We start from the raw sequence: 26,257 nt of genomic DNA on the forward strand, positions 1-26,257 counted from the left end.
GAGGAAAGCCCAACGGTCCTTCTCATCAAAACGGATAACCCCTCATGAAGCAACCCATCCCCATCCTCGTTGTCGGCGGTGCCGGTTACATCGGATCGCACATGGCCAAGATGCTCGCCCAAAGTGGGTATGAAGTGCTCATCCTGGATAATCTTTCTACGGGCTTTCGGGAAGGCCGCCCGCTATGGCCGTTTGCTTGAAGGCGATCTGGCCGATATCGCGCTGCTGGAACGGATTTTCGGGGAGACCCCCATTGCCGCCGTGATGCATTTTGCGGCGCTCAGTCAGAATGTCGCCAACACCCAGAATCTACTGGAAACCATGCTCCGCTATAACGTGCGCCGCTTCATATTTTCATCCACGGCGGCATTGTTCGGGGAGCCGGAATACACCCCCATCGACGAGCAGCATCCCCAACGCTCCATCAATCCCTATGGGCGCAGCAAGCGCATGGTGGAGGAGATGCTGGCCGACTATGACAGCACTTACGGCCTGCACTTCGCCAGCCTGCGTTACTTCAACGTTGCCGGGGCCGACCCGGAAGGCGAACTGGGTGAGCGCCACGATCCAGAAAGCCATTTAATCCCCCTCGTGTTGCAGGCAGCCAGCGGTCGGCGGGCGCAGATAGCTATTTACGGCGACGATTACCCCACACCGGACGGCACCTGCGTGCGCGATTATATTCATGTCTGGGACCTGTGCAGCGCGCACCTGCTGGCTTTGGAGCATTTGTTGGTCGACGGGGAAAGCAATACCTTTAATTTGGGCAACGGTCAGGACTTTTCGGTGCAGGAAGTCATTGATACCGCCCGGGGCATTTCCGCCGACGTTCAGCCCCGCCGCCCCGGTGATCCCGCCGTGTTGGTGGCCGACAGCCAAAAGGCGCGCGATACCCTGGGTTGGGAACCAAATTTTGCGGATCTGGCCGCGATTATTGAGCATGCCTGGAGTTGGGAGCAGCAGAAAGGAACTGCTTGGTGATGGGAGCCGCTCGCAAGCGGCGCGCGCAATGAGCGGCACTGGCGACCGAGGTAATTGGCTTTATTCCAGCCTGCGGTCTGTCTGTCCTATGCCGCTGAAAGGCATTCTGCGGCATAACACCCAGGCGCCGCGGCCCCGAACAAATCGCGCCAATCCTTCAGTAAGCCCCCTCCCGCCGCGAGACCACCTTGACGGTGCGCAACAGGATGACAATGTCATACCAGAGCGTCCAATTCTTCACATACCAGGCGTCAAGCTGGGCGCGTTCATCAAAGGTGGTTTCCGATCGCCCGCTGACCTGCCATAAGCCGGTAATGCCCGGATGCACCAAACGATAAAGGCAAATATTTTCGCCGTAACGGTCGAGCTCCCGCTCTAATAAAGGGCGCGGGCCCACCAGACTCATATCACCACGCAACACATTGAATAATTGGGGTAGTTCATCCAGACTGCCACGCCGCAAAAACTTCCCGATCCGCGTCACCCGGGGATCGTTACGAATCTTGAAATTTATTGCATACTCAGCAGCCAACTCGGGGTGACTGTGCAGATATCGCTTCAGGCGATCTTCCGCATCCATCACCATGCTGCGGAATTTCAGGCAGCCGAATTGGCGACCTCCCCTGCCCATCCGCTTCTGGAAAAAAAACACCGGCCCGCCATCCTCGCTGCGAATGCGCCAGGCAATGTAAAGGAGCAGTGGCGACAAAACCACGACCAGCAGCGAAGCTGCAACCAAATCGAAAAGGCGTTTGGTGATGCGCGGGCTGAGCCGGGCCAGGTTGTCCCGCACCCGCAACATCAGCACCTCGTGGCTAAAGAAGTGCATGACCTCCATGCCAAAAAGTGGCAGACCGCGCAAGGGAGGCGCGATGGTGAGATTGGGATAGCTGAGACCCAGGGAGCGCACCAGTCGTTCCTGGGCCTCCCACTGATCCATATCCAGCGCCAGCACCACATGGGGTTTACCCAAACGAGCCAGGGTAGCCAAAGGATACTCTCCCAGTGCCTCTATGGGCGCATGGGTGGGAAGGCTCCCGGCGGCCGAACTGCAGCCCCCTGGCACCAGCACCCGTTGTATGGAATAACCCAGCATGGGCTCGCTGTTCAGGGCACGAATGGCCTCGGCGGCGTTTTGCCCGCAACCGATGATCACTACCGGTCGCATCCAGGCCCCCAGACCCTGCAAAGTCCGGCGCAGCAGCCATCGCGTCATGGGTAAGAATCCCAAGACCAGCACCCAAGTGGAAAAAAGCCACAGCCGTGACATCTGCCATTTACCGGCAAAGGCAATGGTCGCATTCAACGCCAGCAAGAGGATGAACACCCCCAATATTTCACCCGTCTCGTCCCAAAAGGCCTTGCGCCGGGAATAGTGCCCCTTAAAAGCGAAGGCCATGATGCCGAATGTCGACAGTATGGGAAAAAGAAGCTGGTTGATTTGCGCATGGACTCCCCACCAGTGGAGCAGCACCCAGCCAGGGTTCAGGTGGTAATAGAAGGCGTGCGAAAGACGACCCAAATAAAAAGCCGCCAAAATTGCCGCCATATCACCTAAAATAAGCGTATGAGGCGCCCATTGCGACCAGCGAGAACGCGCAGAGATTGTTACCGCGGATTTTATGATGGTCATCGCTATTCCTCATCGTCCATACGCCATCATCAAATACCATGACACTGGGATTTGGCATGGGAAATGCTTACATGTCAAGTCCGGCGTGCGCGACTGGTCCATTTCGTTCAACGAGTTGCTATATTAGAGTTCTTTATCATATTTATGGCGGGACAAGTATTGTTGCTGCTCCATTTCCGTTCGGTAATTTGCTGTGTTAGGATTCTTTTCAGAAAAGCAGGATTAAGAATTGCTCAGGAGAGAAGAGATGGCACGTCTAATCTGGGCCGCAGGTGGTTTTGTTGCTGCGGTTATTGGGATGCCGGTGGCCTTCGCTGAAGGTTCTTCATGGCTGGCCACGTATCCCTATGGGCAAGCACCATCCCAAAAGCTTATTGCTGCCGGGTTGGTGCCCGGTTATCTGGAAAACACGGCGGGAACCGGGAGTAGTCCGACCGGCAATTCGGCGGTGACGTCAGAGCACCCGCTCGGTTCGCAGTCGGCAATCACGCATACGCATCCCATAGCGCCAGAGAATGCCCCGCCCGCATGGTGGACCAAACCTACCAATCTGCAGCAGCCGCCGATTCAGGGCCTGGTCCCACCCCTCGCTCCCGGCAGCACGCCCTGGTATGACACTCTTTGGGGGGTGGCCGGTATCGGGGTGGCCGCAACAGGTACCACGATGCTCCTTGATCATGGTATCAACCATTACGTCGAGACGCACATGAGCTATAGCTTCCGTAGTCATGTACCCTTGAATTTCGCCGTCATACTTACGGATAGTTCCTTGATTTTTGCTGGAACGACCTGGTTTCAGAGTCCCTGGGCCAGCGCCAAACTGGCGCATGCTTCCAGCGTCGCGCTCACTGCGACGGCGGTCACGACGGCGGAAGTCTTTCTGCTGAAATACGCCGTCGGGCGGGCGCGACCCGGCGGACCTAACAGCAGTTCCACGCAATACACCCCATTCAATTCGCAGTATCGGGTGATGACCACCAACTTCCTTTTTAGCCACAACGGCGGCCCAACCGCATCCTTCCCTTCCGGTCATACCGCCATTGCCTTCGCGGTGATCACCCCCTATGCGCAGATTTATCATCAGCCCTGGCTGTACACGATTCCCTTTGCGGTGGGGATCTCCCGTATTCTGGCGCAGGACGGCCACTGGGCATCGGATGTCATTGCGGGTGGATTTATCGGTTGGCTCACCGCCGACCTCACGAACCGCTATTTTGCCAAAAGCGACTATGGTTTCATGATATTTGGAGATGGCGTTGGCTTATCCGGCAAATTTTAATACCAAAATCAAAACATCCTTATCGAAGGTCCTCCGGTGCATACACTGGTGGCGCAGTTGCTTATGGCTGGGGCTGATGAGCAGCACCCTCACCGGCTGTGCGATCATGACCGGGTCTCCGACGCTGACCCATCCACAGCAAAAGCAGGCATTGCCCTCTGCGGTACTTTCCCAGCACGAAGAGCATCTCTCCCCGGCGACCATGGATCGCCTCCTGCATCGGAGCATTACCTATCATTTGGGGGCGGGAGACGTGGTTTCGGTGTCGGTCTATATGCATCCGGATCTCTCCGTACCCCAGCCGGGGGTGGCCGCTTCGGGGATGGTGGGCACCCTCGTCAGCAATGACGGCAACATACAGTTGCCGTTGCTAGGCGTAGTGCATGTGACGGGGATGACTACGGTGCAACTGAAAGACCTGCTCACCCGGCTTTACGCCCGCTATGTGATCGATCCAAAGGTGTATGTGCAACTCCAGTTGGCACATAGCATTCGTTACTACCTGCTGGGCGAATTTACCAAGCCGGGGCTTGTGTATTCCGACCGGCCCCTGAATGTCCTGGAGGCCATGGCGCTGGGCGGCTCTGTCAATCTGGCCCAGGCCAACCTGCGCGGTGCTTATGTGGTGCAAGACGGCCAAAAACTGCCGGTGAACTTTCATCAATTGATCATGGCAGGTGATTTGCAACAAAATATCCCATTGCAAACCGGCGACACGGTGGTGATCCCCAGTGTCTCCACCATGCGTGCTTATGTGTTTGGCGCGGTGGTGAAGCCGGGGCCGGCCCCTTTTGTCAACGGTCGCCTGAGTTTGTTGCAGGCCTTGTCTGATGCGGGCATGAACGTGGGCAACCTCACGATTGCGCGCCTGAGTGAAATTCGCATCATCCGCTCAGAAGGCGCCACCGGGCAATTCTATGTAGTGAATGCCCGACGCATTCTGGAAGGTAAAGCGGCACCGTTCTTCCTCAAATCCGGAGATATCGTCTTCGTACCGCAGACGGACATCAGCAGTTGGAACCAGACACTGCAGTTGATATTGCCGTCGCTGCAGACCATCAGCGCAATGTTGAACCCCTTCGTTTCTATAAAGTATTTGACGCACTAGGATATATCGTGATCGATAACGGCACAGCACAAAATACCTCAAACAGCGGATCTGCGACCAGTCATGCGGGGATGCTTGGTGGCCATGATGCGGGGGCCAGTGACGAGATCAATCTGGGGCCGGTGCTTCAGGCCATCAAAACCGGCTGGAAATGGCCTGTTATCGTAGGGGGTGCTTTTGCTTTCCTTGCCGTGATTCTGGTGCTGATTTCCCCACCCGTATTTAATGCCAAGGGTACACTATATCTGGGGCAAGCCGAAAAAGACCACTCCGGGTCTTCTTCGGGGGTGGAGGGCCTGTCGCAACTGACGGGCATCGCGCAGGGTTCCAGTATGGTCACCCAGATCGAAATCCTCCAGAGTCGGGATATTGTGCGGCGCGCCATCCTCGCTTCAGGCATCAATGCCCAGGCCTGGAAAACCGGACACCCCCCTTCAGGGCTGACCGATGCGGGCTGGAGACTGGGTGGCGAGAAGTTGTCCCTCTATGCTCCGGCTGCGGATGCCTTGCGCGCGCTCTACGCCCATGTCACCGACCCCAGCCTGAAAGGCCAGACTCTGACCGTGGATTTCGGCTCGGGCGGCCACTACCGGATACTCCATGACCAGCAGGTATTGCTCACCGGTCAGCTCAACCAGCCCGCCGTCGGGTCAGGATTGCGCCTGGAGCTGCGCGCGGCAAGCGTACCGAGCGTCCATACGCTGTACCACCTGCGCATCGAAAATGCCTTGGCGGTATACCATGCTATGGCCCAGTCGGGCGCCATCTCGATCTTGCGAGGCAGCGGGGTGGGCACTCTTGACACCAAGAGGAGTTATCTGGTCAGCGTTTCGGTCCAAAATGCGAACCCCTTTATTGCTGAGGATTTCGCCAATGCACTGATGCAGACGTACTTGGATGAAACTCGGTCCTGGAGCACCGACCAGGCCGGCGCCACCTACGACTACCTGGGTGAGCAACTGAAAAAAATCCGCAGCGCGCTAACCACTGCAGATGCGCACCTCGCGCACTACCAGAGCAAAAGCGGCGTGATTGCGGTTTCGTCCGGTGCCAAGGCAATGATCGGACAACTGGCCAACTATGAAACCCAGCGTTCGCAGATCAAGATCACCCTCTACGGCCTGACACAAATCCGTCAGGCTCTGGCGCAACCCGGCGGCGCTCTGAATCCCTATCTGTTCAGCAGTATTCAGGACCCCGTCTTGAACGGTCTCAGCGCCCAACTGGCCACCGCGCAGAGCGCTCTTACCGTCCTGCTAAAACAGTATACCCACGCCGCCCCACAGGTGGTGCAGGCCCAAGCCGAAATTGCCTCCATCCGTTCCGCCATCAGCACACTGGTCCAGAACCAGGAAAAAATCTCCACACAACAATTACAGTCCATAAACACCATCATCAGCGAGCAGCAGGCCAGCATGAGCGAGTACCCCCGGTCTGAACTGGAAGTCATCTCCCTGACACGCTCCAGCGAAGTGTTGGGCAAGCTCTATATGTTCCTCCTGCAAAAGCAGGAAGAAGCCGCCATCAACAAGGCTAGCACCCTCACTAAAAACCGGATATTGGATACGGCCCTGGTGGGTAATCTGCCGGTAGCGCCCAATGCCAAACGAGATGTCCTGCTCTACGGTCTTTTGGGTGTCCTGCTGGGCTTGAGCGTCGTTATCATCCGTTACCTCCTACATCCCGGCTTTCGCAGCGACGAAGAGCTACGGCAGCGCTATCCCTTTCTTCCGGTATATGGACTGCTTCCCCTGGCGCCGACGACCTCCCGGAACAAAGAGACCTTGTTCCGGATACCGGATCCACGCTCTGGCTACGGTGAGGCACTCCGCCTTCTCCGCAGTAATTTTTATCTAGCTGCAGGGAAAGATGGTGGCGGTCAGGTCGTCGCGTTGACCTCGGCCACCCCCGGTGACGGCAAAAGCAGCCTGACCTTTCAAATTGCCGCAGCTCTGGCGCAAGATGGTAAAAAGGTACTCCTGATCGATGCCGATTTGCGTAATCCGCATGCCCACAGCGCGTTTGGTATCACTCAGGAACCCGGCCTGGCGGGGATACTCGCCGGGCGCTCTACCGGGCAGGAAGCGTTACATCACAACGAAAAGATGGGGATCGACGTGATCACCGCGGGCAACATTCCGCCGAATCCCAGTGAGCACCTGGGATCGGGAAAAATGGCGCAATTGCTGACTGATCTGCGTCCTCATTACGACTACATCCTGATGGACACGCCGCCCTTCCCCATGGTGGGTGATGTATTGATCGTCGGCCCGTTCGTTGATCGCCTGCTGACGATTGCCAAGATCGACCACACCCCGCGCCGTGCCTACCAGGAACATTTGCAAGGGATTCTCAGTCTGGGCCGGCCACTGGGTTTGATCATCAACGGCATCCGCGTCCAAGGGAGCTACGGCTATGGCTATGGCTATGGCGTCGATACCGATGGCCAGTCATTACAACCCGCTGCTAAAGGATGGCGGCGGCTGCTGAAACTTCTGAGCAAAAAACGGTGATGCAGGCACTGCGCCGCTTCTGGCCAGTTGCAGCCCCGGAAGCCCCGGCGCGGGATTCCGCAGCAGTCAAGTGGGATTTCCATTGCCATTTGCTCCCGGCGGTGGATGACGGCCTGCGCAGCCTGGAAGAAACGCAAGCAGCCATCGAAGGCATGCGCGCCCTCGGTTATCTGGGCGCAGTGCTTACCCCGCATATTTATCCGGGGGTCTATGACAACACCCCTGATCGGCTCCGCAAAGCCTTCCATACCCTGCGGCAAAGCATCGACAGTGGTTTTGGCCTGCACCTGGCCGCCGAATACTTTGCCGATGCAACGATGTTCGCCGCTATTGATCGGGAGGATGTGCTCTATCTGCCTGTGGGAAAGCAAAAAATTGTATTGGTGGAGTTCCCCGCCCTCATGCCCGCGCCGTGCGGTATGGACATTCTCATAGCGCTGAGTCGCGCCGGATACCAACCGGTACTAGCGCATGTGGAACGCTATCGCTACGTGGAGCAGGACCCATCCGCATGGTTGCCGCAAATTGAACAATCTGGTGCCTGGTTACAGTGCGACATCGGGAGTCTCGCCGGACAGTATGGGACGCAGGCGCAGGTCTTCGCAGCTCGACTGCTGGACCATGAATTTCCCACACTCTGGGGTACGGACCTGCATCGCACGGCGCAGTTGGAACGCTACATAACACCGGGACTGGCGTGGCTGGCGAAGAGAGGGCAACAGATTAATACGGTGCTGGAAGAGTTGCCCGCATGAGCGCCCTCATGGCGCGGCAACGGGCCGTGGCTCTGCAAGCCCTTCAGGGGGACCGATGAGTATCCGCCGTCATACGCTCTACAACATCCTCGGGCCGGTCGCGCCCTTGGGCGTTTCACTCATCACCGTGCCGATCTACCTGCACACCATCGGTGAGGCCCGCTATGGCGTGCTGGCGATTGTCTGGCTGTTTACCAGCTATTTTGGTGTTTTCGATATGGGGCTCGCCCGCGCCAGCGCCTACCACCTCGCCCGCCAGCATGACGAAGCGCCTGCGGTGCGCAGCACCACCTTCTGGACGGCGCTCTGGCTTAACCTGGGCTTTGGTCTGTTAGGCGCCGCAGTGGTCTATGCCGTCGCTCAGCCCGTTTTTGCCCATTTTTTTGACATGCCCGAAGCCCTGCGCCGCAACGTACTCGTCAGCCTGCCCTGGATCGCTGCCGCCCTGCCGCTGGGCACCCTGGCTGGCGTACTTGTCGGCGCTCTTTCGGCGCGCGAGCGCTTTGGCTACATGAATCTCACTGGTGTGTTGAACACCGTGCTGACGCAGATCGCCCCACTCATCGTGGCGGTATTCATCAGCCCTGAACTCACTTGGCTGATACCCGCCATCGTCCTTGCCCGCGCAGCAGGTTTAGTGCTCTTGTTCGCTGGTGTCTGGCGTTTCTTGCCCATCGTGCCTTCTGCCTTATTCGACCGTACGCGCGCCCGCGCCCTGTTCACCTACGGTGGCTGGATTTCCATCAGCAATATCATTGTGCCTGTGCTTGCCACCTTCGACCGCATGCTGATCGGCGCGCTGCTCAACGTTCAGGCTGTGGCTTACTACTCCGTGCCCTACAATCTGGTCACCCGCGTATCCATCCTTCCCGGCGCACTCGTCAACAGCCTGTTTCCCCGCTTTTCGCGTACGGAAAGCGAAGAAGGCAGGCTTTTGGCAGAACGCAGTTTGAACTTGCTTCTCGCCGTCATGACGCTGGTGACCGTCGTCGGCATGGCGACCCTTCCTCTGTTCCTGAGCCACTGGATCAGTCCGGAGTTTGCCCGGCATGCGGCGGCGACGGGCATGATTCTGCTCGCCGGTGTTTGGATCAACGGACTCGCTTATATCCCCTATGGCTTGCTTCAGGGACAGGGTCGTCCTGACATTACCGCCAAGCTGCATCTCGTTCAGCTCCCGTTTTTCCTGCTGATGCTTTGGGGTGGGATTCATTGGCTGGGATTGGCGGGGGCAGCACTGGCATGGAGCTTGAGAGGTGCGGTCGAGGCATTAGTGCTGTTCTACTTAGCCCGGCTTCCCTTCAGCATGCGGCATGCTCTCCCCGCCACGGCGCTGATCGGTTTGGCGGCAGTGGTGGCACCTCAAGGCATCGTCTCTGCGCAAAGCATCATCGCTATTACGGTCATTGTGTCGTTCACCATGATCTGGGCGTTATGGATTGCGCCAGAACTGCGGCATTTCCTCGTTACGGCAGCGCTCCGCTTGCGCCGATTCTGTCTGATACGCTATAGGAAATATCCATGAACGAAAATGCGCGACATTGGACTTACCTGTTGCCTACTCTAAACAGCATGGCGATAGTCCTTTTGTATGATTACGATAGGGAACGATAATGGGTCGATGGAAAAACTATTTGCTACGTGTTCGTTCTGAGTCAGTCCTGTTTATTGCGAATCGTGTTGTTAGTCATATTCCAAGCCATCGCCTGCGTAAATTATTTTATCGGACAGTCATGAGATTCGAGATTGGTTCCAATTCTTATATTTTCATGGACGCATGGTTCGACGCAAGAGGTGGTTTTGCAATTGGCAATAATAGTGTCATAAACCAAAAATGCAGACCAGACCACAGAGGGGCGTCATTATTGGGAACAATGTCTCTATTTCAACAGAAGTACAAATATTAACTGCTGATCATGACATACAATCTAGAATATTTAAAGGCCATACAGCGCCAGTCTTGATAGGTGATTTTGTTTTTATAGGCACTAGAGCAATTATTTTAAAGGGTATATCTTTAGGAAAAGATTCTGCTGTTTGTGCCGGAGCTGTGGTCACGAAGAATGTTGAAGATTTTTCCGTTGTTGCCGGAGTTCCTGCTAGGGAGATCTACAAAAGAACCACAGAATTAGACTATACGATAAATTATGGGCGGTTATTTCACCAATTAAATACCAAGTATTGACAAAAATATAAAGACATTGAAAGTTGGCGTACGAGACCCTTGATTCAAACCACGGAGCCTTATGATTCATGTCGTTATATCTGGTATGCGGGGTGGTGTCTATGATTTCGCGCATATCCTGCAAGCGGAAATCGGGCCTGGCGTTGCTAAAGTGGTGCCACTTTCCGCGAGTAGTGCCACGGCGTGGGAGATTCAGACCGGCGATTCTATCGTTCTCCAAATGAGTGGCTACGAATATAGTAAAAAGGGCGCCCCGCTGTGGCTTTTGCGTGAGATGGAGACGCGGCGGCATGAGATCAAAAAGTTTGGCGTGTTCTTTCATGAGCTTTACGCCTTTGGTCCGCCCTGGAAATCCGCATTTTGGCTGTCGCCAGTACAACGCTACGTGGTGCGCCGCCTGGCTGAAATATCGGACTTCTGGATGACTAATCGGGAGGGTTCAGCACAATGGCTACGCCAGTGCGCAGGGGGCAAGCCCCACGCTGTTCTGCCGATTTTTTCCACTATCGGAGAACTCCAATCAAAGTCTGCCGCCCGTAAGAACCGCCTTATGGTGTTCGGTACGGTCGGGCTACGGACGGTTACTTATCGTGCCGCTGGCAGGGAGCTTTTCCAATGGGCCAATCGCCAGTCGCTGGAGATACACGACGTAGGATCGCCGGTCACGGATCAGCAAGTGATGAATGCCCTGGCGACCAATGGCGTGACACAACATGGGCGGCTTGAGGCGGATAAGATCTCGGACCTGCTGCGGGACGCACTATTTGGGGTCATCGCCTACCCTGTCGATTGTATAGCAAAGAGTAGCGTCTTTGCGGCGTACTGTGCACATGGTCTTTGCCCTGTGGTCATTTCGAAGGAATATGCGTCATCAGATAGATTGCTGGCCGGGCAGCATTATCTACCAGGGATCTCAGCAGAAATTATCGACGCAGACAAGGCGAAATACATAGGTGAATGTGCATGGTCGTGGTATCAGACGCATAAGATCGCATGTCACGCGGCAACGCTTCGTGGATTTCTTGAGATATCTTCCCCATGAGAGCTATTTTAAGTTTATAAAGATTGCCATTTTCAACTTCTGGGTAAGGAATACGGTTTATGAGAATAATATATATGCTTATACATTACGATAATCCGACAGCATTACAGAAGTCTATAAATAACTTTGTGGAGGTTGGGATTGATGCCGGTGACATTATTGTTTACGATAATGGAAGTAGCCAAGAGAATAAAAGCCTTCTAATAGACATTATAGACAAGTCCGGCATAGCTTGCATATACGGATCATGTAATTTAGGGTGGGGCGGTGCAATCAATAAATTTATCGCTTGCCAAACGTGGTTGGATGACGATATTTTAGCGATCTCAGCACACGATACCCTGCTCACTAGATATGATCCGAAGGTCATTGAGAAAGAGTTTTCCGATAGCTCAACAATGGTTCTATGTCCAGACTATCCTAGCCCGGAGCGGTGTCATTACTCTGTTGCGAGAGGGTTTCGTTGCCGCCATGTAAGCTTTCATGGCAGATCGGAGGTCGTGATTGGTCATGCAACCTTGTGCTATGTTAGACCGGAGATGATCAAGGCTATCAAGTATGACGAGAATTTTTTTATATACGGTTGCGAGAGCGAAATATTCTTGCGCATTCATGACCTTGGATTTAAAACTATTATCACAGATCAAATAATTGTAGTTAACCCATCTACTGATGCCAGCTCTGATTTTCGAGAACTAGCTTTTTCTATTAACAGCCTTTATTGCGCAAGACTAAGAGGCGGCTGGATTGGTTATGGTGTCAGATTTATTGTGATATCCATTTCTCTTCTTCGCTGGAGAAATCATTCTCGGTTAAAGCTGATGCATATCAGGATCAGTGCTATTATTTTTTCCTTAAAAACTGGTGGTGCAGGGTTCAAAGAATATCTGCAACAACGCGTTGGCCGTTCATGAAACGTCCAGGAGGACAGGTGGCTGTATGAAAATACTTTTCTGCTCCCATGCGTTCCATCCCAACTTGGGTGGCCTAGAGAGCGTTGGGTTACTCTTGGCGCGTGAGTTTGCGAGTGCCGGGCAAGAGGTGGTGGTAGTCACGCAAACGCCAACGGATGAAGACGATCTGGACTTCCCTTTCAAGGTGGTGCGTCACCCACACGCTAAATCTTTGCTTCGTCTTACAGCTTGGGCCGATGTCGTCTATCATCACAATATCAGCTTGCAGACAGCTTGGCCCTTGATGCTGGTTCGCCGCCCTTGGGTAGTATCCCACCATGGCTGGTTGCCACGAGGTTCTAATCAGTTGGGCGTAAAGGGCATGTTAAAGAGATTGGTGCTGCGCAGTGCAACGGGTATAGCTGTCAGTCAAGCGGTTGCTATGGACTATAAGACAACGAGCACAGTAATTCCGAATCCTTATGATGACAGGCAATTCCGGATTATACCCGGCATTGTCCGCGATCAAGATTTGGTGTTTGTTGGGCGTTTAGTTTCTGACAAGGGGTTGCCAGTTTTACTGCATGCATTGCGCCACCTGGCATCCTGTAACCTACGACCGAATCTGACAGTCATTGGCGGTGGTCCGGAGGATAAAGCATGGCGGCAACTGGCTCTGGACCTTGGGCTTGCGGGACAAGTCCGCTTTGTTGGTCCAAAACGAGGCGATGATCTGGCTGTACTGCTCAATAGCCATCGTGTATTGGTGGTACCCTCTTTGTGGAATGAACCGTTCGGAGTCGTCGCCCTGGAAGGGTTGGCGTGCGGGTGTGTGGTCATCGGTTCCGAAGGCGGGGGCTTGAAAGAAGCCATCGGGGCGGCTGGCCTCACTTTTCCCAACGGCGATGCTCCTGCTTTGGCCCAGTGCTTGAAAAAGGTATTATCCGATCCAGAGATTGTTGTGGATTGTCTCTCGGCAGCACCAGAGCACCTCAACCTGCATCGGCCATCCCGTGTGGCGCAGCGGTATTTGGCCATACTCTCCGAGTCCATCCAGGTTTTGTAGGGGAGGTTAAGCATGGCCGTATTATCACAGCAGATGATCAGGGAGGCAGATGCAAGCCGCGCGGCCTATAGACGTGAGGCGGCGAGGGTCTGGATGGTGCGGACCATCTTTGTGCTATATTGGCTGTTGATCTTCACCGGTGCATTGCGCAAGTGGGGCCTGCCGCAACTACAGAAGCCGTTGTTTTTCATCTCTGTGCCATTCACACTTTGGCTATATGGCATCAGCTTGATGAAGAATATGTGGCCGAGGGGCGTCGCTTTACTCAATTTTGCCTATCTCCTCGCAGGCGCCGCTGTGCTGCTCATCCCTGTGCAGATGATTATCGGCCATTATGCCCTGCGCTACGGCATCATTGCTGGCTATGGCTGGTTAAATTATTTTTTTTACATCCCCCTCACCTTTATCATCGCCAAGGAATTCAATCAGGACGACGTCCTCCGCCTGTTGCGGCATACGCTGTGGATAGGCATTGTTTCCGCACCGGTAGTGGCACTGCAATTCATGTCACCTCCCAATTCGCATATCAACGCAGGAGATGCAGCCGGTGCCGCCAATCAGTTTAACCAGTTGTCTTCGGCGCTGGGGCATATCAGGCCAGCAGGCTTTTTTTCCAGCTCTATGGGTTTAGGGCTTCTTATCTCAACGCTTACGATCGCAGTTCTTTATGGATGGATAACTTCTGCGCAAAATATGGTAGCGCGCCGTTGGGTTTTGGTTTTGGCGACAATGGCATTGTTATCAATGTTGGCTTTTAGTGGTAATAGAGGTGCTTTTGCGCAAAGCGGGATTGTATTGGTGGCAACTGCCATCGCCGGAATTATCTCAAATAGGCGGCAACTCGCGATACGTGCGGGGTTTTTTCCGCTGTTGGCAATTGGCTTTTTAGTTGTATTGTGGCCGATAATATTACCAAATTCTTATGAGGCATTCATCACGCGATGGGATCAAGCAGCGGAAGCGAGCGCTTTTGCATTGGGACCTTTTGGCCGTGCGCTTTACGGCCTCTATGGATGGATTTATTACTTGAATACACCAGTCACTGGATATTTGTTGGGCATAGCAACCAATGCAGCCGCGCGTCTGTCCTGGGTCCAGATGCCCACGGCCTTCTACACATGGACTGGCTATGGGATATGGGGGAGAGAGAGTAACTGGGCCGCGCATCTCGTCGACTTGGGGCTTGTTCTTGGTCTTGGTTATACCCTCTTCAGGATATGGTTTACCCTGTGGTTGCTGGTGAAGGTATGGAAGTCCACAAAAAAAAATCATGATCCCCTGGCGCTCATGCTTTTCAGCTTTGCTGGTGAAGTTATATTTATGGGCTCAATCACTATACAAGGTACGGTAAACGGATATGCGTGGATTTTCCTGGGGGTTACCTTGGCAGCGGCCAAATTTGTTTCAACAAAAAATGATCATGCTGGTGGTCCTGCGAGGTTAGAGCGATGAGCGTGTCACCATCAGGCAAATCCGGAGTCCTCGTTGTTAACTACACGGCGCCGGAGATGAATCACTTGGCCGCAGCGCTGGCGGAACGCGGGCTTTTGCAAAAGTACATCCGTCCCTACGCGAATCAGCATCGGACGTGGGAGTCCACCGTCGAACGTCTGCCCGGCTTCGGGCGTCTTTACACCAAGACTTTTGGTCGCCGGGCAATGCCGCCTGGGCTGGCCAGGGGTGACATCCGCGAAACGGCCGTGTGGCAGGATATTGCGCGCGCCGGCGCTTTGCACTTTGGGCGTGCACGGGGTAAGACGCTAGCGGAGCAGCTCCACTGGGGCATCCAGCAGCGGATTGCGGAGGTGGCCAGTCGTCATGTGCAAACTGCCCAAGTGGTCGTGGGCAGTTATCAGGTGAGCCATAAGGCGTTTGCCCGGGCATCTGGTGTTAAAGTGCTCAATTATCCCATTGCCCATCATCGTTATATACAGCGATTTGTGGAGGAAGAGCGCGAAATGGAACCTTCATTTGCCGCGACGCTGCCCAACTGGAGTCAGGCCCCTGCCTGGCAAGAGCCGGAGCTGGACGCGGAATGTGCACTGGCGGACCGGATTCTCGTCGGCTCGCAGTTTTCACGTAACGCTTTCATTGAAGAGGGGTTTCCTGCAGAAAAGATAATCGTCATCCCTTATGGCGCCGATCTTGAGCGATTTTCCCCAGAGCAACCTGGAGCGGAACAGAAAAAGACATTTAACGTACTGTTTGTTGGGAGCATTGTGCAACGTAAAGGGATTTCCTACCTATTGCGAGCCTATCAGCGTTTTAAAGGTCCCGACACCGAACTCGTGCTCGTGGGAAAGTACCCCGACGACTCGAGCCCATTTACGCCATTCCGCGACGATTTTAAGCATATACCCCATGTACCACAGACGGATCTCCCCCAAATTTACCGAAGCGCAGATGTGTTTGTGTTTCCCAGTCTGCTGGAAGGCATGGGCCTTGTTGTCCTGGAGGCCATGGCCTCGGGATTGCCCGTGATTACCACGCCCAACGGCCCCGGTGATCTGGTGCGCGACGGCGTGGATGGCTTCGTCGTGCCAATCCGCGATGTCGATGCCATCGTGGAAAAACTGGAATACTTGCATGCGCACCCGGAAGAACGGCTGCGCATGGGACAAAACGCCCGGGAGCGTGCAAAAATGTTTACTTGGATGCACTACCGCGCGAAAGTAACCGATTTTATTGGATCGTTGTATAAAAATGGGTTGCCCGAATGAAAGTGTTGATAGTGGGCAATTATCCACTCAGTGATCAGAAAAGCATGCACCGTTATGCCGATCTGCTTGTTCGTGCTTTGGAAATGGCCGGCATAGATGTGCGCTTGATAAGGCCAACGCCCGTCTTTGGCCGCTTAAAATGCGGCGATGGCGGGATCAGTAAATGGTTAGGATACATTGACCGTTTCCTGCTTTTTCCACCCCTGTTGAGGTGGCGAGCGATGGGCTTTGATGTGGTCCATATTGCTGATCAGGGAAACGGGATGTATGCGTCGATGCTGGGCAATACGCCTAGTGTCGTGACCTGCCACGATATGTTGGCTATACGCAGCGCTTTGGGGGAGGTGCCCGAAAATCCCTTGCAAATCACAGGACGCTTTCTTCAACGCTGGATATTACGCGGCCTCAAACGCGCGGCCCATGTGGTCTGTGTATCGCAACAAACCCAGCGAGAATGGTTACGCATTGGGCTACCTGCCCAAGGCAGCACATCTGTTGTGCCTAATGCGTTGAACTACCCATATCGCCCCATGGGTCAAACCGAAAGGAAGGCGCGCTTGGACCGGTTGGGCGTGGGAGACGTTTCATATATCCTGCATGTGGGTAGCAATAACTGGTATAAGAATCGCCCCGGACTGGCGCGGATCTTTGATGCTCTGACTCAGCATGACACATTTCGCGCCTTTCAACTGGTCGTCGCCGGCAAAACGCTCAAAACAGAGGTGGCCGACTGGCTGCAGTCTCAGGGGCACGGTGCTCGGCTTATTCAAACCGGGCCTGTCGATGATGAAGACCTGCGGGCTCTGTATTCAGGCGCTGCGTTGCTTTTGTTTCCATCATTGCAAGAGGGCTTCGGTTGGCCGATTGTGGAGGCACAGGCTTGTGGTTGCCTGGTCGCCACAACCAACCGGGCACCGATGACGGAGGTGGGTGGGCAGGGTGCCATTTACTTTAACGTGTCTGACGTCCAAGGTGCGGCGGTCACCATTGCCACAGCATGGGGCGGTCGGGATGCGCTGGTTGGTCTGGGCTTTGAAAATGCCAATCAATATACAACAGAGGCATTGATCTCCGGCTATATGAACGCTTATCGGTCCGTTCGCAGCGGCGACGATCGTTCGGAATCCACATGAATATTGTACTTCGAGCCAACAATTATGAAGTGTCGTGGCGCATATCACCGATGACCTGAAACCGGAGTTTCTGAGGTGTAGTATTCCCTTTCGGGACCAAAATATCATATACTTGGCGCGAGAGCTTGATTACCTTTGGTATCGCATGGTTCTGTTCTGGTTGAACGGTAGCCTGAACCAATCACAGAAGTTTCGCGACAAAGGAGATGAATCATGAAAGTACTGGTACTGGGCGGTGACGGCTTTTGTGGATGGCCAACGAGTTTGCATCTCTCGGCGCTTGGCCACGAGGTGGCCATTGTTGACAATCTCTCCCGCCGCAAGATCGACATTGAGCTAGAGTGCGATTCACTTACCCCTATCCGACCCATGGGGGAGCGTCTGCAAGCCTGGAAAGAGGCCTCCGGGCGGAATATAGCCTTCCACAATATCAACGTGGCGGAAAACTACCGGCAGTTCCTCGATCTACTCAATGCTTGGCGGCCAGATGCTGTCGTGCATTTTGCTGAGCAACGTTCGGCCCCCTACTCCATGAAATCCAGCCACCACAAGCGCTATACCGTCGACAATAACCTCAATGCCACCAACAACCTTTTGGCGGCAATTGTCGAAAGCGGCCAGGATATCCACGTCGCTCATCTTGGCACTATGGGGGTTTACGGCTACGGCACGGCAGGAATGAAAATTCCCGAAGGGTATTTGACCATCAAGGTGAAAACCGACGACGGTGCACTCATCGAAAACGAGATCCTTTACCCAGCCAATCCCGGCAGCATCTACCACATGACCAAGACGCAGGACCAGTTGCTATTTGCATTCTACAACAAAAATGACGGACTTCGGGTAACCGATCTGCATCAGGGTATTGTCTGGGGCACTCAGACTGAGCAAACACGGCTTGATGACCGGTTGATCAATCGGTTCGACTACGATGGTGATTATGGCACCGTGCTTAACCGTTTTTTGATGCAGGCTGCCGTAGACTACCCGCTTACGGTCCATGGAACCGGCGGACAAACCCGCGCCTTTATTCACATCCAGGACAGCGTCCGGTGCGTTCAACTCGCGCTGGAAAACCCGCCACAACGGGGCGATCGTGTGCACATCTATAACCAGATGACCGAAACCCACCGGGTACGAGACTTGGCCAAGATGATCGCAGACAAAACTGAAGCAAAAATAGATTACTTGAAGAACCCGAGAAAAGAAGCAGATGAAAACGAGCTCCATGTCGCTAATGATCGTTTCCTGCATCTGGGGTTGAGTCCGATTACCCTGGAACTTGGCCTGATGGAAGAAGTGACAGAAATTGCCCGTAAGTACGTCTATCGTTGCGACCGCAGCAAGATTCCTTGCGTGTCGTTGTGGAACCATGTGATAGAACACAACGATTGAGCCGAACCCACCGACATAACAGGAAAATCCCCGGTATGGCAAATGTTATAAGGGCCTGTTACAAATTCTGGAAACAACAGTGGCATCGATAAAGCGACTAATCGTGATGGTCGGCCCATTCCCACCGCCAGTGCACGGCCTCGCTACTACGAATGCTGCCGTTCGTAGCCATTTGGAGGCGTTAGGGGCAGAAATACGCACCATAAATACTGCTGCGTCCAGCCTCGACCGCTCATGGCTGGCCCGGTTTGGCCGCTTGCCCAGCGCTTTACGCGGTTGGGCCCGTCTTGCTACCATGCGCGGGCTTCACCGTGCGACGATTTACCTAAGCGTTTCAGGTGGCCTGGGGCAAGTGTACGAAGCGGCATTCATTGCCCTGGCCCGATTACGTGGGATGCGGGTCTTCGTACGTCATGCCAGCTTCGCTTATATCGACGCGCCAACGCGCCTTGCCCGCATACTGATCGCCCTTACTGGACCTTCGGCAGTCCATGTCACACAGTCGCAAGGCATGGCGGACCGACTGCAGACTATATACGGGATACCGCTGATCATACCCATATCCAACGCCGTCTTGTATCCGCAAGGCGAGATCACTTCCATCTGTGTGCGGCGTGAGTTGCGCGTCGTTGGCTTCTTCAGCAACCTTTCAGCCGAAAAAGGGGTCTTCGACTTCCTGGATCTGATGACCGCGATCGAGGCTGAAAAGCTGCCGTTACAGGCAAAACTGGCTGGACTGTACCAGGATGCCCAGACGGAGCGTACGGTGCATACGCGTTTAAAAAATCTGCACGGTGCCCGGTATCTTGGGCCTGTGTATGGGACTGACAAGGAAGACTTTTTATCGGGCATCGATGTGTTGGTTTTCCCCACTCGCTACAAGAACGAAACCGAGGCGAAGGTGAATCATGAGGCCATGAGCCACGGTATCCCGGTCATTGCCTATGGGCGTGGGTGTATTCCGGAGATCGTCGGTCCTGATTGCGGTATGGTGATCGACCCGACTGAGCCGTTCGTGCCAGCAGCGCTGGCGCAGATAAAAATTTGGCTCAATGATCCGACCGCGTTTGAAGCCGCATCCAGGGCGGCGGCGCAGCGCTTTGCCGAGACCAGTGCGCAGAACGAACGGCGCTGGCAGATGCTGCTAAGCGATCTGACGGGTAACAGCGAGATTTTAATTGGGCGCCCGTTATCAAAGCAAGACTGACAAGTCCGAGTCAAAAAAGTAATCTACCCATAATAAAGTTGTATGGGCAGAAGTTGACTTATTGACTGGCTTAATGGACGCTGAGCGTATTGGATGCGTATGAATAAACAGAACCAGGCGGAAGAGACAATGATGCTTGCTCAAGACCTGTCGCGCTTTCGAGTACCCGCCACTTTCCGTGGCCGGTCAGGGTGGTACGTGCAGCTTTGGTGGTTGGTCCAGGCCAGCCTGTTTACGTGGTCACCGCAGGTTCTTTACGGCTGGCGCCGCTTCTTGTTAAGACTCTTTGGAGCGAAGATTGGGAAAGGCGTTATCATTCGCCCCAGCACACGCATTACCTATCCGTGGAAAGTCTCTATTGGGGATTTCGCTTGGGTTGGCGATGACGTGGTGCTGTACAGTCTGGGCGAGATTGATATTGGCGCCAATGCCGTAGTGTCGCAGCGCTGCTACTTGTGTACCGGCAGTCATGATTATACCCAACCTACCTTTGATATCTATACAAAACCCATCCTGGTCGGCGCTGAGGCATGGCTTGCGACGGATGTGTTCGTCGCACCGGGCGTCCGAATCGGGCGTGGGGCGGTGGTGGGCGCCCGCAGTTCCGTGTTCGAGGATATTCCTGAGCTGATGTTAGCAAAGGGTACGCCGGCAAAACCGTTCAAAAAGCGGTTGCTTACCGGAGAACAGAATTAATATGCAGAAGGCGCACGTATGAATATCCTCATCTACGGTCTCAACTACGCACCCGAACCCACAGGCATCGGCAAGTACACGGGTGAGATGGCGGAGTGGCTGGCTGCGCAGGGACATACCGTGGAGGTAATCTGCGGCCTGCCCCATTATCCGCAATGGCAGGTGGCTGCGGGCTATGACGGGTTTCGCTTCCGTAGCGAAACGCTGGCGGGCGTGCGAGTGCATCGTGCCCGGCATTATATACCGGCAGCGGACCGGCTCAGGGCGCGAACGCGCATTATTCTGGAGACGAGCTTCACCTGGAGCGCGGCGCGATTCTGGCTACCGCGCTTTTTTTCGCGCAAAAACCCGGATGTGGTGATCGCCGTACTGCCACCGATGCAAATCGGAATATGGCCCCTCCTGTATGCTTGGGTCAGAGGCGTACCGTGGGTACTGCATGTCCAGGATTTGCAACTCGATGCCGCGCTGCGCCTGGGTATGTTACCGGGCGGGGTGCTGGGGCAGATGCTGTATCGTATAGAAACCTTTCTGCTGAGCCATGCCACGCGGGTGTCTACCATTACCGAGGCGATGCGCCAACGCGTGATCGAGAAGGGCACACAGCCGGAGCGCGCCTGGTTGTTCCCGAACTGGGCGGACATTGAGGCAGTGCGGCCGGGTCCACGTGAGAACGATTTTCGTAAAGAGTTTGGCATTGACCCCGAGACCGTACTGATCCTCTATGCCGGAGGTATGGGGGAGAAGCAGGGGCTGGAACTGGTGCTGGAGGCGGCGCGGCTGTGTGCCGACGAGCCGCGCCTGCAATTCTTGATGGCCGGCGCCGGTGGGGCGCGGCTTCGGCTGGAACGGCAGGCGGCGACGATGGGCCTGCAAAATCTGCGCTTCGTGCCGGTGCAGCCGGTGGAACGCCTGGCGGAGATGCTCGCGGCCGGTGACATCCATTTGGTGGTGCAGCGGCGAGATGCGGCGGATTTGGTCATGCCGTCCAAGCTAACCAACATTCTCGCGGCTGGTCGGCCCTGTGTGGCGACGGTTGATCCGGGTACCGCGCTGCATGATGCTGTGGCTGGCGCCTATACGGGTTTAACAACCTCCCCAGGCGATTCAGCGGCGCTCGCCGAGGCCATCCTGCGCCTCGCCCGTGACCCCGGACAGCGGGAGGCCTGCGGACACAATGCGCGAGCCTATGCGGAACGCATTTTGGATAAAAATCACATTCTGGCAAAATTTGAACAGGATTTAAGCACCCTGCGGAAAGACCTTCAATGGCAGCCGGACGAAAGTTGAAAATAATGTGGATACTGGAAAAGAGAGGGGCATCATGAATAATACGAACAATGCGATGAATGTGGATGACCGTATCTTTGTGGCCGGTGCCCGCGGGCTGGTGGGTTCAGCCATCGCACGGCACTTACAGACGGCGGGGTTTAGCAATCTGCTCCTGCCAAGCCGCAGCGAGGTAGATTTAGCTGACCAGTCGGCCGTAGAGGCCTATTTCCGCACGCAGCAGCCGAGCCATGTCTTTCTGGCGGCGGCGAAGGTGGGTGGAATCCTCGCGAATAATACCTATCCGGCAGACTTCATCCGCAGCAATATGGTGATTCAGGACAATGTGATTGATGCGGCGCGACGGCATGCTGTACGCAAGCTGGTATTTCTGGGGTCAACCTGCATTTATCCCAAGCTGGCACCGCAACCCATCAAGGAAGAATACCTGCTCACCGGATCGCTGGAGCCGACCAACGAGTGGTATGCCATCGCCAAGATTGCCGGTATCAAGACCTGCCAGGCCTATCGACGCCAATATGGTTTTGATGCCATCAGCCTCATGCCAACCAATCTGTATGGGCCAGAAGATAATTTTGATCTGGAAAGCTCCCATGTCATGCCGGCCATGATGCGCAAATTTCACGAGGCCAAAATATCCAAAGCCAAAGAGGTGGTGGTATGGGGCACGGGCACGCCACGGCGCGAGTTTCTCCACGTCGATGATCTGGCCGGAGCCGCCGTGCATCTCATGCAGCATTATAGCCATGAAGACATTATCAACGTGGGTGTCGGCAAGGATATCAGTATCGCTGAATTAGCGGCACTGGTGGCCGAGGTCGTCGGCTTTTCCGGAGAGATCGTTTACGACACCAGCAAGCCCGATGGTACACCGCGCAAACTTTTGGACGTGAGCCGACTGCATGCCCAGAACTGGCGAGCCAGCATTAACCTGCGGGATGGTGTGGCGGACACCTATCGCTGGTTTCTGAATTATGGCCCGAAGTAAGGGGAAATGGTGAAGCACTTGCTTACTGGCGCTAACGGTTTTGTCGGCAAAACCATGCAGGCAGCCCTGCCTTGTGTGCCGTTGCCCGTCGGGCTGGATCTCCGCGACCGCGCGGCGCTCAACGCCGCCATTGCCGAGATCCAGCCGGACATGGTCATTCATCTGGCCGCCCAGAGTTTTGTGCCCGCTTCCTTCGAAAACCCCCACGAAACCTTTGACATCAATTTCTACGGCACCCTGAACCTGCTGGAGGCACTACAATCTATCGGCTTCCGGGGGCGGATGCTCTTTGTCGGCTCGGGCGACACCTACGGGCAAGTGCCCGAAGCCGCCCTGCCGGTGCGTGAGGAGCATCCGCTGCATCCGCGCAATCCCTATGCCGTGAGTAAAGTGGCCGCAGAGGCCCTGTGCTACCAGTGGAGCCAGACTTCCGGCTTTGAGATCGTCATGGCGCGCCCCTTCAACCATATCGGTCCCGGTCAGAGCCCGCGCTTCGCCATCACCGACTTTGCCCGCCAGATAACGGAAATTCGTCTGGGCCAACGTCCACCAGCGCTGCAGGTGGGCGACATTGACGTGACCCGTGATTTTACCGATGTGCGGGACGTCGAGCGTGCTTATGCCCTCCTGCTGGAAAAGGGCCGGAATGGCGGGGTCTATAACGTCTGTTCGGGGCGAGAGCACAGTATTCGCGAGCTACTGCAGCGGTTGATCGCGCTGGCCGGGGTGGTTGTGCGCATCGATCAGGTCCCGGCCCGCCTGCGCCCTGCGGAACAACGACGCATGGTCGCCAGTTTCGAGGCCCTGCATCGGGACACCGGTTGGCAACCGCTGATACCCATTGAGCAAAGCCTTCAAGACCTACTAAACGACTGGGAGAAACAACTGCTATGACGAAACATGCCCTCATCACCGGCATCACCGGCCAGGACGGTGCTTATCTGGCGCAATTTTTGCTGGAAAAAGGTTACCAGGTCTACGGCCTTATCGCCCGCCGCGGCACCGACACCCTCGGCCGCCTGCGCGAACTGGGCATTGCCGATCAGGTGCAATTGCTGGACGGCGACCTCATCGATCTCTCCTCCATGATCCGCGCCATGGAGCAGTCCCAAGCCGAAGAGGTGTATAATCTCGGCGCCCAAAGCTTCGTCGGCACCTCCTGGGACCAGCCCATCCTTACCGCCGAGGTCAGCGGCACGTCGGTGGTCAGGATGCTGGAGGCGATCCGCATCACCAACCCCAAAGCACGCTTCTATCAGGCCTCCACCAGCGAGATGTTCGGCCAGGTTCAGGAAGCGCTGCAATCGGAACGCACCCCTTTTCATCCGCGCAGCCCTTACGGGGTCGCCAAGCTCTATGGCCACTGGATTACGGTGAATTACCGCGAGAGTTTCGGTCTGCACGCCTCCAGCGGTATCCTCTTCAACCACGAATCCCCGTTGCGCGGCACCGAGTTCGTCACCCGCAAGATCACCCTGGCCCTGGCGCGCATCCGGCACGGCCTGCAGGGTGGTGTGGAGCTGGGCAACCTGGACAGCAAGCGCGACTGGGGTTTCGCTGGCGATTATGTGCGCGCCATGTGGCTGATGCTGCAGCAGCCCGCACCGGACGATTTCGTCATCGCCACCGGTCAGACGTGGACGGTGCGGGAGTTCGTCGAAAAGGCCGCCCCCCACGCGGGCTTCGATCTGGTCTGGGAAGGTGAGAACGAGCAAACCCAGGGGGTCGACCGAAAGAGTGGCAAGGTCATCGTCCGCGTCAACCCGTCCTTTTACCGCCCCGCCGAGGTGGACATCCTCATCGGCAATCCGGGCAAGGCCCATCAGCAATTGGGTTGGAAGCCGACAGTGCAGTTTGACACGCTGGTGCAGATGATGGCCGAAGCCGACTTGCGGCGGGCGGCGAGAGAGGCTGGTGCATGAACCCGCTGATCCCCGTCATCCTCTCCGGTGGCGCCGGCACGCGGCTCTGGCCCCTGTCGCGCCGGAGCCACCCCAAACCCTTCCTGCAATTGCCCGATGGCGAGACGCTGCTGCAAAAGACCGTGGAAAGGGCGTTGGCCCTGCCGGATGTGACCCGTTTCATCACCGTCACCAACCGGGAGTATTACTTCCAGACCCGTGATGTCTATGCGCAGGTGGCCGGAGCAGCGGCGCGGGAACCGTTCTATCTCCTGGAGCCGGTGGGTCGTAACACGGCACCGGCCATCGCCGCCGCCGCCCTGCAGGCGGAAGCCATGGCCGGGCCGGAAGCCATCCTGCTGGTCCTCCCCGCCGATCATCTGGTGCAGGATCAGGACGCCTTTGCCGCCGCCGTCACACGGGCACGGCGCCTGGCCGAAGAGGGGTATCTGGTGACCTTTGGCATCACGCCCGCCTGGCCGGAAAGCGGTTATGGCTACATCGAGGGTGGCGAAGCCCTGACCCGTGATGGCGAAACGCTGGGCTTTGCCGTGCAGCGCTTTGTCGAAAAGCCCGATACCGCCACCGCCACTGCGTTCCTGGCTCAGGGTGGTTACACCTGGAACAGCGGTATGTTCTGCTTCCGTGCCGATACGTTTTTGTCCGCTGTGGCGAGCGTTCAGCCGCAACTCGATGCGGACATCCGCGCTGCCTGGACCGACGGGCGCTGCGAAGCCGATTTCCGGGAACTGGCGCCGACCTTCGCGGAGGTGGTGGATATCTCTGTGGATTATGCCGTCATGGAACACGCCGACCGGGTGGCGGTGGTACCGGGCGATTTCGGCTGGAGCGATATCGGCTCATGGACGTCTTTCGGCGCTTTGCTCGCCGCGGACAGTAGCGGCAACCAGGTGCTGGGGGAGAGCGTGCTGGAAGATGCGCAGAACTGCATCGTCCATAGCGCGGACCGTCTGACCGCCTTGCTGGGCGTGGAGGAACTGATCGTGGTGGACACACCCGACGCGCTGCTCATCGCCCGCAAGGACCGCGATCAGGACGTGAAGCGGATCGTGGCCGAACTCAAGCGGCGCGGCCATCAGACCCATAACCTGCACCGCACCGTCCACCGCCCCTGGGGCACTTACACGGTGCTGGAGGAAGGCTCCCGCTTCAAGATCAAGCGCATTCTGGTCAAGCCGGGCGCGGCCCTGTCCTTGCAGATGCACCACCACCGCAGCGAGCACTGGATTGTCGTGTCGGGCACCGCCAAGATCGTCAACGGCACCGAGGATCGCTTGGTCCACACCAACGAGTCCACCTACATCCCCGCCGGCACCCCCCATCGCCTCCTCAACCCCGGGGTGATCGATCTGGTCATGATCGAGGTGCAGAGCGGCGAGTATCTGGGCGAGGACGACATCGTGCGCTTCGATGACCGCTACGGACGGGTTGTTTCGTAACAAAATATGGGG

General features: G+C 55.9%; 23 protein-coding genes. 22 read left to right on the top strand and 1 reads right to left on the bottom strand.

Going from position 1 to position 26,257, the window contains the following annotated elements; genetic code table 11:
* The first annotated feature begins 44 nt into the window (after positions 1-44).
* Entirely contained in the window at positions 45-200 is a 156-nt protein-coding gene (locus H2515_RS16350) for an NAD-dependent epimerase/dehydratase family protein (RefSeq protein ID WP_269802042.1), read from the top strand.
* Positions 193-981, top strand: a complete 789-nt coding sequence (gene galE / locus H2515_RS10160) for a UDP-glucose 4-epimerase GalE (protein WP_269802043.1) — start codon at positions 193-195, stop codon at positions 979-981. The genes H2515_RS16350 and galE overlap by 8 nt, the downstream gene beginning before the upstream one ends.
* Positions 982-1,138: 157 nt before the next feature.
* On the opposite strand, the gene wbaP is transcribed toward galE, so the two are convergent.
* The gene (gene wbaP, locus H2515_RS10165) at positions 1,139-2,614 is read right to left on the bottom strand and encodes an undecaprenyl-phosphate galactose phosphotransferase WbaP (RefSeq protein ID WP_065413653.1); all 1,476 of its coding nucleotides are present in this window, start codon (positions 2,612-2,614) and stop codon (positions 1,139-1,141) included.
* 247 nt (positions 2,615-2,861) lie between these two features.
* On the opposite strand from wbaP, the gene H2515_RS10170 reads away from it, so the two are divergent.
* The 20 genes from H2515_RS10170 to H2515_RS10265 all read left to right on the top strand — a co-directional run bounded on the left by H2515_RS10170 (position 2,862) and on the right by H2515_RS10265 (position 26,245).
* The gene (locus H2515_RS10170) at positions 2,862-3,893 is read left to right on the top strand and encodes a phosphatase PAP2 family protein (protein ID WP_198660012.1); all 1,032 of its coding nucleotides are present in this window, start codon (positions 2,862-2,864) and stop codon (positions 3,891-3,893) included.
* 76 nt (positions 3,894-3,969) lie between these two features.
* On the top strand, positions 3,970-5,001 hold the full coding sequence (locus H2515_RS10175) for a polysaccharide biosynthesis/export family protein (RefSeq protein ID WP_232821338.1): 1,032 nt from the start codon (positions 3,970-3,972) through the stop codon (positions 4,999-5,001).
* Positions 5,002-5,009: 8 nt separating this feature from the next.
* Positions 5,010-7,514: a GumC family protein gene (locus tag H2515_RS10180; protein WP_232821339.1), complete on the top strand. Its 2,505-nt coding sequence runs from the start codon at positions 5,010-5,012 to the stop codon at positions 7,512-7,514.
* Positions 7,475-8,269: a tyrosine-protein phosphatase gene (locus tag H2515_RS10185; RefSeq protein ID WP_232821340.1), complete on the top strand. Its 795-nt coding sequence runs from the start codon at positions 7,475-7,477 to the stop codon at positions 8,267-8,269. The genes H2515_RS10180 and H2515_RS10185 overlap by 40 nt, the downstream gene beginning before the upstream one ends.
* A gap of 55 nt (positions 8,270-8,324) precedes the next feature.
* A complete protein-coding gene (locus tag H2515_RS10190) occupies positions 8,325-9,794 on the top strand; it encodes a flippase (RefSeq protein WP_198660014.1) in 1,470 nt (489 codons plus the stop codon).
* Positions 9,795-10,103: 309 nt separating this feature from the next.
* The gene (locus H2515_RS10195) at positions 10,104-10,454 is read left to right on the top strand and encodes an acyltransferase (protein ID WP_198660015.1); all 351 of its coding nucleotides are present in this window, start codon (positions 10,104-10,106) and stop codon (positions 10,452-10,454) included.
* Positions 10,455-10,515: 61 nt separating this feature from the next.
* Entirely contained in the window at positions 10,516-11,496 is a 981-nt protein-coding gene (locus H2515_RS10200; RefSeq protein WP_232821341.1) for a hypothetical protein, read from the top strand.
* 59 nt (positions 11,497-11,555) lie between these two features.
* Entirely contained in the window at positions 11,556-12,410 is an 855-nt protein-coding gene (locus H2515_RS10205) for a glycosyltransferase family 2 protein (RefSeq protein WP_232821342.1), read from the top strand.
* A gap of 25 nt (positions 12,411-12,435) precedes the next feature.
* Complete coding sequence (locus H2515_RS10210) at positions 12,436-13,455, top strand: glycosyltransferase family 4 protein (protein WP_198660018.1); 1,020 nt, start codon at positions 12,436-12,438, stop codon at positions 13,453-13,455.
* A gap of 12 nt (positions 13,456-13,467) precedes the next feature.
* Positions 13,468-14,907, top strand: coding sequence for a hypothetical protein (locus tag H2515_RS10215; RefSeq protein WP_198660019.1), 1,440 nt, complete (start codon positions 13,468-13,470; stop codon positions 14,905-14,907).
* Positions 14,904-16,175, top strand: a complete 1,272-nt coding sequence (locus H2515_RS10220) for a glycosyltransferase family 4 protein (RefSeq protein WP_198660020.1) — start codon at positions 14,904-14,906, stop codon at positions 16,173-16,175. Before H2515_RS10215 ends, H2515_RS10220 begins: the two co-directional genes overlap by 4 nt.
* Positions 16,172-17,308, top strand: coding sequence for a glycosyltransferase family 4 protein (locus tag H2515_RS10225; RefSeq protein ID WP_065413663.1), 1,137 nt, complete (start codon positions 16,172-16,174; stop codon positions 17,306-17,308). The genes H2515_RS10220 and H2515_RS10225 overlap by 4 nt, the downstream gene beginning before the upstream one ends.
* A gap of 213 nt (positions 17,309-17,521) precedes the next feature.
* Entirely contained in the window at positions 17,522-18,703 is a 1,182-nt protein-coding gene (locus H2515_RS10230) for an NAD-dependent epimerase/dehydratase family protein (protein WP_198660021.1), read from the top strand.
* Positions 18,704-18,809: 106 nt separating this feature from the next.
* Positions 18,810-19,910, top strand: coding sequence for a glycosyltransferase family 4 protein (locus tag H2515_RS10235; RefSeq protein ID WP_083091534.1), 1,101 nt, complete (start codon positions 18,810-18,812; stop codon positions 19,908-19,910).
* Positions 19,911-20,009: 99 nt separating this feature from the next.
* Positions 20,010-20,606, top strand: coding sequence for a putative colanic acid biosynthesis acetyltransferase (locus H2515_RS10240; RefSeq protein WP_198660022.1), 597 nt, complete (start codon positions 20,010-20,012; stop codon positions 20,604-20,606).
* Positions 20,607-20,624: 18 nt separating this feature from the next.
* On the top strand, positions 20,625-21,896 hold the full coding sequence (locus tag H2515_RS10245; protein ID WP_198660023.1) for a WcaI family glycosyltransferase: 1,272 nt from the start codon (positions 20,625-20,627) through the stop codon (positions 21,894-21,896).
* A gap of 34 nt (positions 21,897-21,930) precedes the next feature.
* Entirely contained in the window at positions 21,931-22,884 is a 954-nt protein-coding gene (gene fcl / locus H2515_RS10250; protein ID WP_255305427.1) for a GDP-L-fucose synthase, read from the top strand.
* A 6-nt stretch (positions 22,885-22,890) separates the two neighbouring features.
* On the top strand, positions 22,891-23,778 hold the full coding sequence (locus tag H2515_RS10255) for a GDP-mannose 4,6-dehydratase (RefSeq protein WP_198660024.1): 888 nt from the start codon (positions 22,891-22,893) through the stop codon (positions 23,776-23,778).
* Complete coding sequence (gene gmd / locus H2515_RS10260; RefSeq protein WP_198660025.1) at positions 23,775-24,806, top strand: GDP-mannose 4,6-dehydratase; 1,032 nt, start codon at positions 23,775-23,777, stop codon at positions 24,804-24,806. Before H2515_RS10255 ends, gmd begins: the two co-directional genes overlap by 4 nt.
* Positions 24,803-26,245 carry a mannose-1-phosphate guanylyltransferase/mannose-6-phosphate isomerase gene (locus H2515_RS10265; protein WP_198660026.1) on the top strand — a complete coding sequence of 481 codons (1,443 nt, stop codon included), beginning with the start codon at positions 24,803-24,805 and terminating at the stop codon, positions 26,243-26,245. The genes gmd and H2515_RS10265 overlap by 4 nt, the downstream gene beginning before the upstream one ends.
* Positions 26,246-26,257 lie beyond the last annotated feature (12 nt).

This window comes from Acidithiobacillus ferrivorans, assembly GCF_016250455.1.
GTDB lineage: Bacteria > Pseudomonadota > Gammaproteobacteria > Acidithiobacillales > Acidithiobacillaceae > Acidithiobacillus > Acidithiobacillus ferrivorans.

Coding starts and splice junctions, on each gene's coding strand:
- H2515_RS16350 (WP_269802042.1), top strand. CDS start 45: ATGAAGCAACCCATCCCCATCCTCGTTGTCGGCGGTGCCGGTTACATC.
- wbaP (WP_065413653.1), bottom strand. CDS start 2,614: ATGACCATCATAAAATCCGCGGTAACAATCTCTGCGCGTTCTCGCTGG.
- H2515_RS10170 (WP_198660012.1), top strand. CDS start 2,862: ATGGCACGTCTAATCTGGGCCGCAGGTGGTTTTGTTGCTGCGGTTATT.
- H2515_RS10175 (WP_232821338.1), top strand. CDS start 3,970: ATGAGCAGCACCCTCACCGGCTGTGCGATCATGACCGGGTCTCCGACG.
- H2515_RS10185 (WP_232821340.1), top strand. CDS start 7,475: ATGGCGGCGGCTGCTGAAACTTCTGAGCAAAAAACGGTGATGCAGGCA.
- H2515_RS10190 (WP_198660014.1), top strand. CDS start 8,325: ATGAGTATCCGCCGTCATACGCTCTACAACATCCTCGGGCCGGTCGCG.
- H2515_RS10195 (WP_198660015.1), top strand. CDS start 10,104: ATGCAGACCAGACCACAGAGGGGCGTCATTATTGGGAACAATGTCTCT.
- H2515_RS10200 (WP_232821341.1), top strand. CDS start 10,516: ATGATTCATGTCGTTATATCTGGTATGCGGGGTGGTGTCTATGATTTC.
- H2515_RS10205 (WP_232821342.1), top strand. CDS start 11,556: ATGAGAATAATATATATGCTTATACATTACGATAATCCGACAGCATTA.
- H2515_RS10210 (WP_198660018.1), top strand. CDS start 12,436: ATGAAAATACTTTTCTGCTCCCATGCGTTCCATCCCAACTTGGGTGGC.
- H2515_RS10215 (WP_198660019.1), top strand. CDS start 13,468: ATGGCCGTATTATCACAGCAGATGATCAGGGAGGCAGATGCAAGCCGC.
- H2515_RS10220 (WP_198660020.1), top strand. CDS start 14,904: ATGAGCGTGTCACCATCAGGCAAATCCGGAGTCCTCGTTGTTAACTAC.
- H2515_RS10225 (WP_065413663.1), top strand. CDS start 16,172: ATGAAAGTGTTGATAGTGGGCAATTATCCACTCAGTGATCAGAAAAGC.
- H2515_RS10230 (WP_198660021.1), top strand. CDS start 17,522: ATGAAAGTACTGGTACTGGGCGGTGACGGCTTTTGTGGATGGCCAACG.
- H2515_RS10235 (WP_083091534.1), top strand. CDS start 18,810: ATGGTCGGCCCATTCCCACCGCCAGTGCACGGCCTCGCTACTACGAAT.
- H2515_RS10240 (WP_198660022.1), top strand. CDS start 20,010: ATGAATAAACAGAACCAGGCGGAAGAGACAATGATGCTTGCTCAAGAC.
- H2515_RS10245 (WP_198660023.1), top strand. CDS start 20,625: ATGAATATCCTCATCTACGGTCTCAACTACGCACCCGAACCCACAGGC.
- fcl (WP_255305427.1), top strand. CDS start 21,931: ATGAATAATACGAACAATGCGATGAATGTGGATGACCGTATCTTTGTG.
- H2515_RS10255 (WP_198660024.1), top strand. CDS start 22,891: ATGGTGAAGCACTTGCTTACTGGCGCTAACGGTTTTGTCGGCAAAACC.
- gmd (WP_198660025.1), top strand. CDS start 23,775: ATGACGAAACATGCCCTCATCACCGGCATCACCGGCCAGGACGGTGCT.
- H2515_RS10265 (WP_198660026.1), top strand. CDS start 24,803: ATGAACCCGCTGATCCCCGTCATCCTCTCCGGTGGCGCCGGCACGCGG.